This is a genomic window from Pectobacterium brasiliense, from assembly GCF_013449685.1.
Lineage (GTDB): Bacteria > Pseudomonadota > Gammaproteobacteria > Enterobacterales > Enterobacteriaceae > Pectobacterium > Pectobacterium brasiliense_A.
Genome location: NZ_JACDSF010000021.1, coordinates 1 through 15,482, shown reverse-complemented (window position 1 = coordinate 15,482; position 15,482 = coordinate 1). Strand labels below are relative to the sequence as shown.

The following is a 15,482-nucleotide window of genomic DNA, read 5'->3' as shown; positions in this document are numbered from 1 at the left end:
TTTAGGGTTACTGAGGTTAATGGCGTCATAGCCAAATTCGGCCAAGGTTGTAGGTCAGATAAGGCGAACTGTCGGCGGCCAGCCAGATAGGGCCGTCGAGATCGACGTGCTCGGCATCGACGGCGACGGGCAGGGCGGCTTCCATCGCCATTGACGAGCCCAGCGTGCAGCCGACCATAATGCGCAGGCCGTGAAAGTGGGCTTCGCGCACCATCGCCAGCGCTTCGGTTAGCCCGCCACATTTGTCCAGCTTGATGTTGATCATGTCGTAACGACGGCGCAGCCCGACGATGTCTCCGCTGTGGCGGCAGCTTTCGTCCGCGCAGATCGGAATCGGGTGAGAAAACCGCTGTAAATCCTCGTCCTTACCGACGGGAAGCGGTTGCTCAATCATGGCGACCTGATAAGGCAGCAGAGCGGTAGACAGGCTATGTAAATCCAACCCGCTCCAGCTCGCTCTCGCATCGATAATCAATCTGGCGTTGGGCGCGGCGGCACGAATGGCGGCGACCTTCTCCAGAATCAGCTCGCGATCCAGTTTGATTTTCAGCAGCAGAGTGCCGTGGGAAACGGCATTGGAGGCGGCGGCGGCCATTCTCTCCACGCTGTCGAGCGCCAACGTTTGCGCACAGACCACAGATGTGGGGGGATGAATGCCAACGCGCTGCCACAGCGTCTGTTTTTCCAAGGCGGTGTTGAGCCGCCACAGCGCGCAGTCCAGCGCATTTCTGGCCGCACCCGGTGATAAATCTTTCTGGAGCTGTTCGATGGTCAGGCCGTGTTCTATTGCTTCACGGACCGCAGAGAGCTGGCGACATACGCTGTCGGCGGACTCGCCATAATGGGCGACTGGCGTACATTCGCCTTGTCCAATAAATCCTTTTTCTTCCAACGCGACGCGGATAACGGTAACTGCACGACGCGTCCCGTTTTCAGCCGCCATAGGACGGGCTAGTGGCAGATTGACCGTTTCAATTTGCATATGCCGCATCATGATTTTCTCTCATCAACGCTCAGGGGATGAATGGACTATTTCATGATGCATCATCACTGACGAATACTTGTTCATCAGTAGGGTATAACCTCAGGTTATACCCTAAGTTCAAGGTATGGCTTTCTGATGCCGCTTTCCCGCAACGTGAGTGATTTCGTGTATAATGCGCGGCAGTTTTCATTGACCCACCGGAGATGAGCCATGCGCCCAACAGGCCGAAGTGCACAGCAAGTACGCCCCCTTACATTCACCCGTCATTACACGAAACACGCTGAAGGTTCCGTTTTAGTCGAATTTGGCGATACCAAAGTGTTATGCAATGCCACGGTAGAAGAGGGTGTTCCGCGCTTTCTGAAAGGCCAGGGACAAGGATGGGTCACCGCCGAATACGGCATGTTGCCGCGTGCGACGCACAGCCGTAACTCGCGTGAAGCCGCCAAAGGTAAGCAGGGTGGTCGGACACTGGAGATTCAGCGCCTGATTGCGCGTTCCCTGCGTGCGGCAATCGACCTGAAAGTGCTCGGCGAATACACCATTACGCTCGACTGTGATGTCTTGCAGGCGGACGGCGGCACGCGTACGGCGTCCATCACCGGTGCCTGCGTGGCGTTGGCCGATGCGCTGAACCAGATGGTTGCCAAGGGTAAGCTGAAAAAGAACCCGATGAAAGGCATGATCGCCGCGGTGTCCGTCGGCATCGTGAACGGCGAAGCGCTGTGCGATCTGGAATACGTGGAAGATTCCGCTGCGGAAACCGACATGAATGTGGTCATGACCGAAGACGGTCGCATGATTGAAGTGCAAGGGACGGCCGAAGGCGAGCCGTTCAGCCACGAAGAATTGCTCACCCTGCTGGCGCTAGCCCGAGGGGGAATTGATACCATCGTTCAGGCGCAGAAAGCGGCCTTAATCGATTGATTTGTTAAAGCGATAAGCGACCAGATGGTCGCTTTTTTTATGTCTGATCAATTTTTAATTCTGATCGATAACGTGATTAACCCGTAAGACGAGGAGATGCCGTAATGAAAGCCTACCAGCGCCAGTTTATTGAGTTTGCACTCAGCAAGCAGGTATTGAAGTTTGGCGAGTTTACCCTGAAATCTGGGCGTATCAGTCCCTATTTCTTTAACGCCGGGCTGTTTAATACCGGGCGTGACCTGGCCTTACTGGGGCGTTTTTATGCGGAGGCCTTGGTTGATTCTGGCGTGGCGTTCGATCTGCTGTTCGGGCCAGCTTACAAAGGCATTCCGATTGCGACTACCGCTGCTGTCGCGCTGGCAGAACATCACGATCGTGACCTGCCGTACTGTTTCAACCGCAAAGAAGCCAAAGACCATGGCGAGGGCGGCAGTCTGGTCGGCAGCCCATTACAGGGCCGCGTGATGCTGGTGGATGACGTGATTACGGCCGGGACGGCGATTCGCGAATCGATGGAGATCATCGGTGCACACGGGGCGACGCTGGCGGGGGTGATGATTGCGCTGGATCGTCAGGAACGCGGCCGCGCCGACCTGTCCGCGATTCAGGAAGTGGAACGCGACTATCAGTGCAAGGTGATTTCGATTATTACGCTAACGGATTTGATTGCTTATCTAGCGGAAAAACCAGAAATGGCAGCGCATCTGGATGCGGTGAAAGCCTATCGTGAGCAGTACGGGATTTAACGTGTGAGTCAGGAACCCGAGGTTGCTGACAAAGCCTGTAGAGCGGGAGTAACGGATAGATCGTAAAGACGCTACAAGTACGTCCCTGTAAGCTCGGATTGCGCCATCCCTGGCGCAAACGCTTTACTCTTCTATTCCGTTACCCCGTTTCCGTTTGGCAAATAGGTTTGTCAACGGTCGGACCCGGCAGGAATATCTGGCGGGTTTTAATCTCGAAGAGCGGCGTTTAGTTCAGCTGTGCAGCCAGCAGCGGCCAACGGGTGTCGAATTCCTGCGTCGGACGATAGCGGAATTCAGAGCGAATGAAGCGCGACAACATCCCTTCGCAAAATGCTAATAGTTGGCTGGCTAGCAGCGTTTCATCATGCTGGAAACCTTTGCCATCGCGTAGCTTGTGCTCGCGCAACACCTGACGCAGTTGCGATTCAATACGCTCAAATAGCTGGTTAATCCGCCCTTGCAAGCGATCCTGTTCAAACATCAGCGCATGGCCGGTCATGATGCGAGTCAGACCCGGATTTCGTTCCGCAAACCCTAAAATAAGCAGCAAAATCAGACGAAGACGATTAAACGTTTCTTTTTCGTCTTGCAGAATCAGGTTAATGCGGGTGGTCAGGCTATCCTCAATAAATTCAATCAGGCTATCAAACATCCGCGTTTTACTGGGGAAATGCCGGTAGAGCGCCGCTTCGGACACGCCGACGTTCGCAGCCAGTTTTGCCGTGGTGATACGTTGGCTACCGTCGCTGGATTCCAGCATCTGCGCCAGCGCCTGCAAAATTTCCTCGCGGCGATTCCTTTTCGTATTTTCTTTTTCTGCCATGTCTGAAAAGACCCTTGCTAAATATTTGACTGACAAGCACCCGTTAGCACCACAGTTGCCATTCCCGTTTGAGTCGGCGCTGTGGCTTATAGGAATTTTTACACTATGGGGTGGCTGGATCGCGTTAGCTACGGCCAGAGTGGCCGAAGCCGCCTTCTCCACGTTCGCTGCCGACGAAATCTTCGACCAGATTAAATTCGGCCTGAACGACGGGCACAAAAACCATCTGTGCGATGCGCTCGCCTGGTTCAACCGTGAACGTTTGTTGACCACGGTTCCAGACGGAAACCATCAGTTGTCCCTGGTAGTCCGAATCAATCAGCCCCACCAGATTCCCCAGCACCACGCCGTGCTTGTGGCCCAGTCCGGAGCGGGGCAGGATAACTGCCGCCAGCCCCGTATCGGCAATGTGAATCGCCAGCCCGGTTGGAATAAGCGTGGTTTCCCCTGCTTTGAGTTCAATCGCCTGATCCAGACAGGCACGCAGATCGAGTCCAGCAGAACCCGGTGTGGCATAGGTCGGTAACGGAAATTGCTGCCCAACGCGCGGGTCAACAATCTTAACGTCGATTTTTTTCATCATAACGGCTGATAATCTCATCGATTAATTTTTGGCCAAGCAGACGCTTGTCGCACTGCGGCAACAGCGTGTCACCACCTTGCCAAAAGAGGTGTAACGCATTGGTTTCACTGTTAAAACCATGCCCGGAAAGAGAGACGTTGTTCGCGCAAATCAGATCCAACTTTTTACGCGCCAGTTTTTGTCGGGCGTATTCTTCCACATTCTGGGTTTCGGCAGCAAACCCGACAACATAAGGACGATTTTTCGTCATGGCGGCGACACCGGCGATAATATCCGGATTTTTGACCAGGGTGAGAGTCATTTCATCGCCCTGCTGATTCTGTTTTTTAATCTTCTCATCGGCGATATGTTTGGCGCGGTAGTCGGCAACCGCCGCGCAGCCGATAACAATGTGCTGCTGGGCCGCGTGTGCCATCACCGCGTTTTCCATCTCTAGCGCGCTAACGACATCGATACGTGTGACGCCCTGCGGTGTGACGAGCGACACTGGGCCGCTTACCAGTGTGACATTCGCACCACGGGCAGCCGCGGCCTGTGCGATAGCAAAGCCCATTTTCCCAGAGCTGTGGTTGGTGACAAAGCGAACGGGATCCAGCGCTTCTCTCGTCGGCCCAGCGGTGACCAGAATGTTCAGATGTTGCAGATCGTTGATGGCAGAAAAATGACGCTGCGCCAGCCCGACAATCTCCATTGGGTCGATCATGCGGCCTGGTCCAACGTCGCCACACGCCTGACTGCCGCTATCCGGCCCCCAGATCGGTAAACCACGCGCGGCCAGCGTGCGCAGGTTGTCCTGCGTGGGCTCTGCGCGATACATCTGCTGATTCATCGCAGGGACAACGGCGATGGGAGCGGATGTCGCCAAACAGATCGTGGTGAGCAGGTCATTCGCCATGCCAGCAGCGACGCGTGCGATCAGATCGGCAGTCGCTGGGGCGAGAATGACTAAATCAGCCCATTTTCCCAACTCGATGTGACCCATTGAGGCTTCCGCCGCGGGGTCAAGCAGGTCGTCTGATACTGGGTAGCCGGAGACGGCTTGCAGCGTCAGTGGCGTGATGAACGCTTTAGCTGCAGAGGTCATGACAACGCGTACATCGGCTCCGCCATCACGCAGGCGTCGCACCAGTTCCGGGCACTTATACGCGGCGATGCCGCCGCTGATACCCAGCACGATTCGTTTGCCGGAGAGTGCATTCAGGCTGGAAAATTCCGTCATCATCATGGTCCGATTGAAAGTCAGAAGATGCGCCATTTTACCATAACCTTGCAGTCAGATAGGAATCTTAAGATGGTTACCGTGGCTTCCCTAAGAAGATTGCGAAGCGCTTCGCAGCCTTTTATCGCTGGTGTCGTCCGGTTTTTACGGGCGTGACATGATGCCGTCGAGCGGTATAGGGAGAAGGTGATGGGCTGGGAAAAGGGATTGGCACCGCGTGAAAAGCTGGTGCGCTTAGGGGCGGAATCGCTGACAGATGCCGAATTGCTGGCGATTTTTTTACGCACTGGGTTGCCAGGCGTGCATGTGATGCAGTTGGCAGAGGGCTTGTTGGTGCAGTTTGGGTCGTTATATCAGTTGATGACGGCTGACCAGTCCGCGTTTCATCATGCCAGAGGGGTAGGAATATCAAAATATACGCAAATCAAGGCGATCGCAGAGCTGTCGCGGCGGCTGTTTTTCTCTCGCTTGGCGAAAGAAGATGCCATGCTAAACCCAGAAGCAACGCGACAATATCTGCAACTGCTATTGTCTCGACGTGAACGCGAGGTCTTTTTAGTCCTGTTTTTAGACAATCAGCACCACGTTATTCGCCATCAGGAGATGTTTGTTGGTACGATTAACAGCGTGGAAGTCCACCCGCGTGAGATCGTGCGTGAAGCGCTAAAAGCCAATGCTGCCGCGTTAATACTGGCGCATAATCATCCATCCGGAAAAGCGGAGCCGAGTCAGGCTGACCGTGCGATAACCGAACAGATTGTTAAAGCCTGTCTGTTAATGGAGATCCGTGTGCTCGATCATTTGGTCATTGGGCATGGCGAATACGTTTCTTTTGCTGAACGCGGCTGGATTTAACAGATATTTCCGCGATCCAATGGGATCTTTAGCTGTTCGGGACTTGAGCACTTACGCTTCAGAGCGTATACTACGCCACCTTTGAGAATCTTGGGTGTGGCGTTAAGAGCCTATCTCAGCAGGTTTATCCTGATGACAGAGTCTTTTCAGTGAAGTTGCTGAGATGGGCTCTAAAGCCTGACGAGGCGGCCAAACCCTATACGAAGCTCGAGCTGATTTGATTTTTGGAGAATAGACATGTCCCGAGTCTGCCAAGTTACTGGCAAGCGTCCGGTGGCCGGGAACAACCGTTCCCACGCACTGAATGCGACCAAACGCCGTTTTCTGCCGAACCTGCATTCACACCGTTTTTGGGTTGAAGGCGAGAAGCGCTTTGTAACACTGCGTGTATCTGCTAAAGGTATGCGTGTTATTGATAAGAAGGGTATTGAGACGGTTCTGGCCGATCTGCGTGCCCGTGGTGAAAAGTATTAAGGAACTGAATCATGGCTAAGGGTGTTCGCGAGAAGATCAAGCTGGTTTCTTCTGCTGGTACTGGTCACTTCTATACCACTACGAAGAACAAGCGTACTAAGCCGGAAAAATTGGAACTGAAGAAATTCGATCCAGTTGTCCGTCAGCACGTTCTCTACAAAGAAGCTAAAATTAAGTAATTTCTGCTTCTTGATGAAAACCCGGCCTTGGTCGGGTTTTTTTTCGAGCTTATTTTCTAATTCTTCCCCTTGTATCCCTTTTTGCATTATGCCAATTTTCTGGGCTCTGGCTTCTACAACCATCCGGTAATGAAAATATGGATTCGACATTACACCAGCTTTTGTTAGCGACACCACAGACGCAGCTCTTACTTTTGATCGAAGCGATTTATGGTTTAGATCCAAAGGTAGACCAGCGTATTGAAACGCTGTTGTATCGGCAGGATACGGTGAAGCAGGGAAAATCGCTGAAAGAACGTATTGCATCTATTGCTCGTGGTAAACGATTTATTGATTATTATCAGAGTCATGGCTTTGCTATGGAGCTTGAGGCACTGGTGGGTGATATCGGTTATCTGATCGACGACGCACCGGAAAAAGCATTTGCACTGATTGACGCACTGATGTCCACCCATGTTCGTGTTTATGAGCGCGTGGATGATTCCGATGGGGCTATTGGCGAGGCGTATGTGGCGGCGCTTTCGGTATGGGTTAAGGCCGCAAGCCAGTGGCGAGCACAAGGTGGAAAGACGTGGAATTGGCCTGATGAGGTAAAAAAACGGCATGATGAGAACGATTATGCCGCATGGGATGATTTGATTGCACAAAGTGGCACGTTACTTACCGAGCCAGAGTTGCGGCAACTGGCGCAGGACTTTGAACGTGAATATGCTGCTGCCTTGGCCTCTGCACCGCACAAGGAATATAACTTTCGTGCTGCGCATGCCACTCTCGGTATTTCTGGGGTGGCGCAAGCTCTGCAAGATGTTGCCCTATTTGAGCGATCTATCCTCTTGGGTTCCCCAAAGCCGAATGAATTGCAAAAGCTCCACATTGTGGAGTTCTGTCTGTCGATCAATGACGCACAGTCGGCACTGAAATGGTTATCAAAGCCTTTTGAGGGGCATGCCGAAGAAAAGCGCAGGGCATTGCTGGATAAAGCCTATGTTCAACTTGGCGATCAAGACGCACTCTTGACGTTACGGCGTGAAGCTTATCAGCAACGTCCTGATTATACTCGGCTACAAGCACTGCTTGCCGTCTTGCAAGATGAGACGGAACGAGAAACGTTACAGAATCAGGCGGCTACCCATGCGTTGGCGATGGGAGATGTTCCGTCCAGAATTGATACACTGTTGGCACTGAATGATTATGGGCAAGCATCAGCACAACTGCTTGCTCATTGGGAGTCACTCAATGTCTTCTTCGGTGTATTGTTGGGTTGGGCAAATCAATTTCATGATGCGGAATGCCCTTTAGCTGAAGTGATTTGTTATCGTCTGCTACTCAACGATATTTTATCTGCTGGCCGGAGTAAGGCCTACGATCATGCTGCAAATTATTATCGCGAATTGGATGCTCTAGACTCACAAGTTGCGGATTACGCGCCGTTATTGGCGTGGACGGATTATCAGGCACAGCTTAAGCAGCAACATGGCCGGAAATATTCATTCTGGCAGCGTTTGCAATAATGTGTGTCCTTTCTAAGGAGATAAGATATGCCTGAATTACCTGAGGTTGAAACCAGTCGTCGGGGGATTTCACCGTATCTCGTCGATCACACCATCCTTTATGCGGAAGTGAGGAACACGCGTTTGCGCTGGCCGGTATCGGCTGAGATTCTTTCGCTGAGCGATGAGCCGGTGCTCAGTGTGCGTCGGCGGGCAAAATATCTGCTAATTGAACTCACGCGTGGCTGGCTTATTGTGCATCTTGGCATGTCTGGCAGCCTGCGGGTGTTACCGGAATATAGCGAGCCGGAGAAGCACGACCATGTTGATTTGGTGATGGACAGCGGTAAGGTGCTGCGTTACACCGATCCCCGGCGTTTTGGTGCCTGGCTGTGGACGGATAATCCTGAAACTTGTTCTGTATTGGCGCACTTGGGCCCTGAGCCGTTAGAGGCGGAATTCTCTGCCGATTATCTTTATCAGGCATCACGTGGTAAAAAGACGGCAATCAAACAATGGATTATGGATAACAAAGTCGTCGTTGGCGTAGGCAATATTTACGCGAGCGAATCGCTGTTTGCTGCGGGTATCCATCCTGACAGAGCTGCTGGATCGCTAAATGAAAATGACGCAACCGTATTGGTGGGCGTGATTAAACAGGTGCTACAGCTTTCGATTGAGCAGGGGGGCACAACACTGCGTGACTTTTTGCAATCAGACGGTAAACCCGGGTATTTCGCGCAGGAGCTGCGAGTCTATGGCCGCAACGGTGAACCTTGTCGGACATGCGGAACATTGATCGAAACCGCGAAGCATGGACAGCGCAGCACATTTTTCTGTCGCCGCTGTCAGAAGTAATCCTATTTTTCTTTTTCAGTGTTATAGCCTAAATATAAAAATTTTCAGAGGGCATTATGAGTCGTGTGGATATCAGCGTCATTGTTCCGATATATAACTGCGAAGAGTTTATTCAGCCTCTTTTTTCATCGTTGCTTGCTCAGGATAATGTCTCTTTTGAAATTATTGCAGTCAATGATGGTTCCACCGATGGCAGCCTTGTGCAATTGAATGAGATAGGCAAATCGGCTACGAATTTGATTGTTGTAAGCCAGGAAAATAAAGGATTGTCGGAAGCGAGAAATACAGGGATTCGGCACGCGAATGGAGAGTGGATTGCATTTGTTGATGGTGATGACTGGTTGGAAAAAGATACGCTATCAGCGTGGCTCGAAAAAGCTAAGGAACAACGCCTCGATCTTTTGATAGGTAATGGCTTCAAGTTTAATGAAAATCCGGAGCAAGAAGTAAAAAAACCTATTCAGACGCAGCAGCCATGGGGTGAGGTAATCAGCGGCGATGAATGGATTATTCGGGGTGTAAAACATAATGAATGGTGCCACTTTGCCTGGTTGCAGCTCATACGTCGCAATATTATCTCATTGAACAATTTAAGTTTTATTCCAGATATGATGCATGAAGACATTCTATGGACGGCGAATTTAGCGCTGGTAACCAAGCGAGTCGGTTTCTGTGAAAAGATGAGTTATGGTTATCGCGTTGGTAATACGCATTCAATCACAAAGTCATCATCAATTGAGAAAATAGCCCGCAGAGCAAACAGCTATATTGATATCATGCAGGGGCTGATTTCTCTCGCAGCTCAGAACAAAGATAACGTTGCTTTAAATAAAGCGTTAATTCGTCATGCCAATCGAGAGAGTCGCCATTTATTTGGGCTTTTGCGTAAAAAGATATCATTGCCTGATGTTCGGCAGCAGATAGCTGAAAAATTTATCGTGACGGGCATTGGCGGAAATTTATTCAAGGGAATGACGTCATTTAATGATTTTTGGTATGCCCTGCGTTTTTATTTTACGGTTTATCTATATTCAAAGAAAAAATAATTCCTCTACATCTTCTTTGATAGCTTGTCCTGTAAGGCACTAACGATAGTATCGGGTAAGAAATGCGATACGTCACCGCCGTGACGAGCCACTTCTTTGACCAGAGAAGATGAAATAAACGACCACTCTTCTGATGGCATCAGGAACACGCTTTCGAGAGTAGGCATCAGGTGGTGATTCATTTTTGCGAGCTGGAGTTCATATTCGAAATCGGCAACGGCTCGCAAACCCCGCACAAGAATATTGGCTTCTTGCTGTTGTGCGAAGTGCACCATAAGATCGCTGAAACCGACTACGTCGACGTTGGATAAATGCTGCGTCGCACCCTTTGCCAGCGCCACGCGTTCATCCAGAGTGAAAAGTGTATGTTTGCTCGGGCTGGCAGCGATGGCCAGCACCACATGGTCGAACAGTCGTGATGCACGCGTCAACAGATCCAAATGACCATTGGTTAGTGGATCAAACGTTCCAGGATAAATCGCTTTAGTTGTCATCACATCAGCCCTTCATTTACTGTCTCGGTAGCGGCTGCTTTACTGTGTCCGCTGGGGTAAATAAGGTTCCAGTAGCGTAAGCAGCATCTGTAGTGCACCCTGATTTTGGTGTAACACTTCCACGGCGTGTCGACCATAGTAGAGGCGATAGTCTTCGTCAGCGAGCAGTTTTCCCACTTCTCTTCCAAGTGACTCTGCATCGGTCACGGTAATCAAACCGTCAGCTTGATCGAGTTTGTTGCAGATGTCTTTAAAATTGAACGTGTGTGGCCCCATCAATACTGGGATAGCATGCGCTGCCGCTTCTAGCGGATTATGCCCGCCTCGTTCAACTAAGCTTCCACCGACAAACGCTAAATCGGCAATGCCGTACAACAGCATCAGCTCGCCCATGGTATCCCCGATAACCACCTGCGTGTTTGCAGGAGGCTGTTCACCACTGCTGCGCAGCGTGTAGGTGAATCCCAAATTTTCTGCTAACGCCTGCGTGGTGGAGAAACGTTCTGGGTGGCGAGGTACAAGAATCAATAATAAATCAGGGTAGGTGGCAAGCAACTGTCGGTGAGCGGCCAGAACGATCGCTTCTTCACCTTCGTGCGTACTGGTGGCTATCCATACCGGACGGTGTGGCGCCCATTGTCGACGCAATGTAATGGCTCGTGCTGCCAGTTCTGGCGTCACGGAAATATCAAATTTAAGGCTGCCAGTCACTTTCAGGCTGGAGCGCCTCAGACCAAGATCGATAAATCGATTACCATCTTCCTGATTCTGTGCAGCGACGAGGGTAATGCGCTGCAAGATATGGCGCATCAGTTTGCCGATCTTTTTGTAACCCGCCGCAGAGCGTTCGGACAGTCGGGCATTGGCAATAACCAACGGAATGTCGCGTTTATGCAGTTCCGCGATCAGATTTGGCCACAGCTCGGTTTCCATAATAATGACGATTTTTGGACGAACCTGGTCAAAAAAACGCTTCAGGGCACAGGGTAAATCATAAGGCAGATAAACGTGATAGACCGTGTCGCCAAACGCTGAACGCACGCGCTCCGAACCGGTTGGCGTCATGGTGGTGACTGTGATCGGCAGATTGGGGTAACGATGGCGCAGCGCTCTCACTAAAGGAATGGCGGCCAGCGTTTCCCCCACCGACACCGAATGCAGCATGATACCGTCTGGTTTAACCTTCTCTGCACAAAAGCCGTAACGTTCACCCCAGCGCCGACGATAGGCAGGAGCCTTACGGCCACGAAGCCACAGGCGAAGCCAAATCAACGGCTGGATGAGGTACAGGATGATGGTGTAGAGAGTTTGTAACATAAGGTCTACTGTTATTGGTTATCGCTGGGATGATTTTATCGGGTTCGTGAGGATAAGGCTATGATAATGGTTTACGTCAATTTTTTACGCTCGTGACTTTTTCCCATTATCTCAGATATGGAATGAATTTGCTGTTCGCAACAAAAACAGAATTGTTATCACTTTGTGAGCTTACTTCCAGGTTTTTTTGCTATTGCCATAGTTTCACTTATGCCATAGTTTCACTTACGAAGGTATCGATAAAAATGTGATGTCTATCCAAAAAAAATGGGGGATATGGAATAGAGTTTTCTTTTTTTATTTTTTCCGTTTTAGGTTGAAATATTGAATAATTTCTTCCAGGCAAATCTCAACGTTTCGTTGAGATTTTTTGTGCTCGTTAATAATGTGTTCTAAAACCTTATGTTTGGTCTTGAATGCCCATTCTCTTTGTTCGTCACTCAAGCCATAGGCAATGCCGTATCGATCTTCAATGTTGGGATACCAATCATCAATGCTTGTTTCTTCATCTGGTATAACAATTGATTCGCAGCCAGACAATACCGCGAATATAGAATAAGCCGTATAATCGTCATAACAAAAGAATTTTCTCGATCTTATGAATATATCGGCAATCTCTTCATGCTCTAGCCCATCTAAAGATATGGATTGTTCACTGTGTATGTGCTTTTTGTGCGTTCCTTTTCTTATCATATGACATGATGGGATGTCTCTGTTGTGAGTTTTGCTGTGATCGTTTTTTTTGTTGTAAATATCAATAGGGTAATAGATTACTTTCATTTCATTTGATGAGGTTTTTGAACAGGGATAATAAAAATCATTAATAGCCGAGTTAAACTTAAAATATAACTCACCAGATGAATAACTAACCTCGTTTGTGTGGAATCCAGGCTGGTGTAGAAACCAGCGCACCACATTTTTTATTCCTAATGGATTGCCGTTGATTATTTCAGGATATATTATGACACTGTCCTTGGGATAATTATATTTATCCCAAATAGGAGTATTCCAGTTAATGTTTGTTTTGTAATTATTTTTATTTTTAAAGCGAAAATGTTTTTTCATGAAATATCTAAAAAAAGATCTTTTATGCTTGTGTGATGATGTCTTGATGAGATATGACTCACATCCACCTATCTCATTCAATATATGACATAATCTATGAAGTACTACTGTACCACCATTATTCATATCATAGCTTGGAGCATAAATAAAAATCATCATTTTTTATACCAATAAAATTAAAGGAATCTATTAGATTATATACCCAATAAACCTCAAGACGCAGGTTTGACCTCCTGAAAACGATCGTTAATTCTGGACGCCAGTGAGTCCGCTATTTCTGGTAGCGTGTTTGAGAAAAAATTGAATATCGCATCCCGAAATTCGCGCGTTTTTTCAAAATAGCGATTATTCCATGTATACTCGTTCATCACTTTCCACAACCGTTTATTGCGTTCAGGTTCGGGCTGTATGGTGGTAAATAGTGAAGTTCTATATTCACTATGCACGCCCTGTCTTTAATCAACTGCGTTCAGTGATAACCCGCTCCGTCCAGAATGACATGAATTCTTTGTCGGTAATCGGGATAATGTTTGTGTATCTCAATGAAAAAGCGGGCAATGTTGTAGTCATTAATCGTTTTGTAATCATGAATGATCGTGCTGCCAATATCGTTCAGATTCAGCGCACCCAAAATATTCAGCCAAGTTCGGCTTCCCGCCGTTTTCTTTAAATCTTCATAAGATTCAATGAACTGCTTCTGCCTTTCCTCGTCGAATTTATGCAGTATGCCTGCCAGTTTTTTGTAGGTAAAACCTTGGCGATGCAGCCACTTGTTCATACCGAGAATACTGAACTGGATAGCGCAATGCTGTTCGGCATACGTCACTATTTCGTGGGTATGATGGAATAAATGTTCATATAACAGGCTGATTAAAATGTATTTTTTTAGAAATCAAGGCGATTTGCAGGCCCGCCATTTTCAGGCTTGAGTTTATGTGTATTGACTTAATCGTTGATGTGCTGGTTTACCGTCGTTTCGTGCATGCGCAATCATGGCCGAGGTACAGCCTTCGGAGGCAAGAAGGACAGCTTTGATGCGCTCACGAACATGGCCATTAAGAGTTGTGTCATGAAGGTGTTCAAGTTCAGCTTTCTGTTCGTCGGTAATAAATATTTTTACAACGGAGAACATGGTCTCTATGCTGGGTAAAATCAAGCATCTTCAGTGATTACGAGTATAATAATTATTAATTTAATTCAGAAAATATATTGTAATTGTGTTTTGAGATTATTATTTATAATTTTTTAAGATGGTTTCTAACATAGTATCTGAACTATATTTTTTTAATAATTCATTTTCAACTGGAGGTGATTCGTTTAGCAAAAAGCTCGGGATACGTAAAGGATCATCTTCATCTAATATAAAAATTCTATTTGGATGATAAAAATCAGATTTTTTTATGGCCTTATTGGTTGTAATAAGCTTTTTATTAAAAATCAAACACTCAATTGATCGTAGGGTTATACCTTCTTGAGATATATTATTAATTTCTAATATTATATCTGATTTCTGCAATGTCTCTATATTTTCACAATAAGTTAGGGGAATGTTTTTACAAAACTCAGGGTAGTTTTTTGCCTTTTTTTCTTTGTCAATAAGATGAAAATTTGTATCAAAATAATTTTTTTGCATTAACGTATAAACATTCTCTATTACCTTTTGTCTATGTGAGTTATACATGCCAATAAAATAACAGCTTTTACTACTACTACTAATTTTGTTTTTTAATGATATTTTTATCATTTCATTGTATTGATATGGTAAAAATTGAGGTAAATATATAAGGTCATACTTCTTACAATCATTTATATCAAAACTATAAATATGACTAAAGTGTGGCTTAACCCGTGCTATATAATCTTCATTTTCTCTTAACCATTTTTTATTGATTTTCATTTCATGGTTTAATTTTTCTATTGTATCTCTTAAGATTAATATCTTATTACACTCTATAGTTTTAACCATGTCAATGATACCTAACACACTGAAACCATTGCAAATAAATAAATCTTCATTTTTTATTTTTTTTAATTTTATCCCTGCATGAATTTTTGAAAGCCAATAATTGCTTATGTTATTCTTTAAAAGATATTTGTTAATTTTATTATAGTGTCGTGTTAATTTGTGTAATCCGATAATTTCAAATTTATCTTTTAAAGAATCAATCATTAAATTTTCATAACTTGCATTCCATTCTACGAAATATATTTTCATATACTATTCTCTATTGTATAATATGACGTTATCATAAATATAGTCTGTAGTGTGAATTTTATTTGCATAAATGCAAACGTGATTTAGTGTTGTATTTTTATTTCGTTAGTCATATGGGTTTGAATTTTTTATATTTTTTTAGATCCTATCCTATCTCAGGTAGTTTCTGGCTGTTTTTTCCGAGCGTGTCGCGATACGACGATTTT

16 protein-coding genes and 1 pseudogene are annotated in these 15,482 nt (G+C 47.2%); 8 read left to right on the top strand and 9 right to left on the bottom strand.

Going from position 1 to position 15,482, the window contains the following annotated elements:
• Nucleotides 1-25 precede the first annotated feature (25 nt).
• The gene (gene ycjG / locus H0248_RS10360) at nt 26-991 is read right to left on the bottom strand and encodes an L-Ala-D/L-Glu epimerase (protein ID WP_180785886.1); all 966 of its coding nucleotides are present in this window, start codon (nt 989-991) and stop codon (nt 26-28) included.
• 204 nt (nt 992-1,195) lie between these two features.
• Here ycjG and rph point away from each other — a divergent pair, with 204 nt between their 5' ends.
• Together rph and pyrE are read left to right on the top strand one after the other, a co-directional pair.
• Nucleotides 1,196-1,912, top strand: coding sequence for a ribonuclease PH (gene rph, locus H0248_RS10355; RefSeq protein ID WP_014913743.1), 717 nt, complete (start codon nt 1,196-1,198; stop codon nt 1,910-1,912).
• Between the two features lie 104 nt (nt 1,913-2,016).
• On the top strand, nt 2,017-2,658 hold the full coding sequence (gene pyrE, locus H0248_RS10350) for an orotate phosphoribosyltransferase (protein WP_039364082.1): 642 nt from the start codon (nt 2,017-2,019) through the stop codon (nt 2,656-2,658).
• A gap of 226 nt (nt 2,659-2,884) precedes the next feature.
• On the opposite strand, the gene slmA is transcribed toward pyrE, so the two are convergent.
• The 3 genes from slmA to coaBC form a co-directional block, all read right to left on the bottom strand.
• On the bottom strand, nt 2,885-3,481 hold the full coding sequence (gene slmA / locus H0248_RS10345; protein WP_005967978.1) for a nucleoid occlusion factor SlmA: 597 nt from the start codon (nt 3,479-3,481) through the stop codon (nt 2,885-2,887).
• Nucleotides 3,482-3,605: 124 nt separating this feature from the next.
• Nucleotides 3,606-4,064 carry a dUTP diphosphatase gene (gene dut, locus H0248_RS10340; protein WP_010285710.1) on the bottom strand — a complete coding sequence of 153 codons (459 nt, stop codon included), beginning with the start codon at nt 4,062-4,064 and terminating at the stop codon, nt 3,606-3,608.
• Nucleotides 4,042-5,319, bottom strand: coding sequence for a bifunctional phosphopantothenoylcysteine decarboxylase/phosphopantothenate--cysteine ligase CoaBC (gene coaBC / locus H0248_RS10335; protein WP_374705267.1), 1,278 nt, complete (start codon nt 5,317-5,319; stop codon nt 4,042-4,044). The genes dut and coaBC overlap by 23 nt, the downstream gene beginning before the upstream one ends.
• Nucleotides 5,320-5,472: 153 nt before the next feature.
• Here coaBC and radC point away from each other — a divergent pair, with 153 nt between their 5' ends.
• The 6 genes from radC to H0248_RS10305 all read left to right on the top strand — a co-directional run bounded on the left by radC (nt 5,473) and on the right by H0248_RS10305 (nt 10,185).
• Entirely contained in the window at nt 5,473-6,138 is a 666-nt protein-coding gene (radC, locus tag H0248_RS10330; RefSeq protein WP_180785870.1) for a RadC family protein, read from the top strand.
• Between the two features lie 237 nt (nt 6,139-6,375).
• Nucleotides 6,376-6,612 carry a 50S ribosomal protein L28 gene (gene rpmB / locus H0248_RS10325; RefSeq protein WP_005967968.1) on the top strand — a complete coding sequence of 79 codons (237 nt, stop codon included), beginning with the start codon at nt 6,376-6,378 and terminating at the stop codon, nt 6,610-6,612.
• 11 nt (nt 6,613-6,623) lie between these two features.
• On the top strand, nt 6,624-6,791 hold the full coding sequence (rpmG, locus tag H0248_RS10320; RefSeq protein WP_002208990.1) for a 50S ribosomal protein L33: 168 nt from the start codon (nt 6,624-6,626) through the stop codon (nt 6,789-6,791).
• Between the two features lie 137 nt (nt 6,792-6,928).
• The gene (locus H0248_RS10315) at nt 6,929-8,302 is read left to right on the top strand and encodes a DUF6880 family protein (protein WP_180785869.1); all 1,374 of its coding nucleotides are present in this window, start codon (nt 6,929-6,931) and stop codon (nt 8,300-8,302) included.
• A gap of 27 nt (nt 8,303-8,329) precedes the next feature.
• Nucleotides 8,330-9,139 carry a bifunctional DNA-formamidopyrimidine glycosylase/DNA-(apurinic or apyrimidinic site) lyase gene (mutM, locus tag H0248_RS10310; RefSeq protein ID WP_180785868.1) on the top strand — a complete coding sequence of 270 codons (810 nt, stop codon included), beginning with the start codon at nt 8,330-8,332 and terminating at the stop codon, nt 9,137-9,139.
• A 56-nt stretch (nt 9,140-9,195) separates the two neighbouring features.
• Nucleotides 9,196-10,185 (top strand): glycosyltransferase, encoded by a 990-nt coding sequence (locus H0248_RS10305; RefSeq protein WP_180785867.1) that lies wholly within the window; start codon nt 9,196-9,198, stop codon nt 10,183-10,185.
• A 5-nt stretch (nt 10,186-10,190) separates the two neighbouring features.
• Here the strand turns inward: H0248_RS10305 and coaD are convergent, their stop codons facing one another.
• From coaD to H0248_RS10280, 5 genes and pseudogenes are all read right to left on the bottom strand, one after another.
• Complete coding sequence (gene coaD / locus H0248_RS10300) at nt 10,191-10,679, bottom strand: pantetheine-phosphate adenylyltransferase (RefSeq protein WP_180785884.1); 489 nt, start codon at nt 10,677-10,679, stop codon at nt 10,191-10,193.
• A 39-nt stretch (nt 10,680-10,718) separates the two neighbouring features.
• Nucleotides 10,719-11,996, bottom strand: coding sequence for a lipid IV(A) 3-deoxy-D-manno-octulosonic acid transferase (gene waaA / locus H0248_RS10295; protein WP_180785866.1), 1,278 nt, complete (start codon nt 11,994-11,996; stop codon nt 10,719-10,721).
• A gap of 297 nt (nt 11,997-12,293) precedes the next feature.
• Entirely contained in the window at nt 12,294-13,220 is a 927-nt protein-coding gene (locus tag H0248_RS10290) for a WavQ (protein WP_110163106.1), read from the bottom strand.
• 53 nt (nt 13,221-13,273) lie between these two features.
• Nucleotides 13,274-14,193: pseudogene (locus H0248_RS10285) on the bottom strand (transposase).
• Nucleotides 14,194-14,292: 99 nt separating this feature from the next.
• Nucleotides 14,293-15,276 (bottom strand): hypothetical protein, encoded by a 984-nt coding sequence (locus H0248_RS10280; protein ID WP_110163105.1) that lies wholly within the window; start codon nt 15,274-15,276, stop codon nt 14,293-14,295.
• Nucleotides 15,277-15,482: the final 206 nt, after the last annotated feature.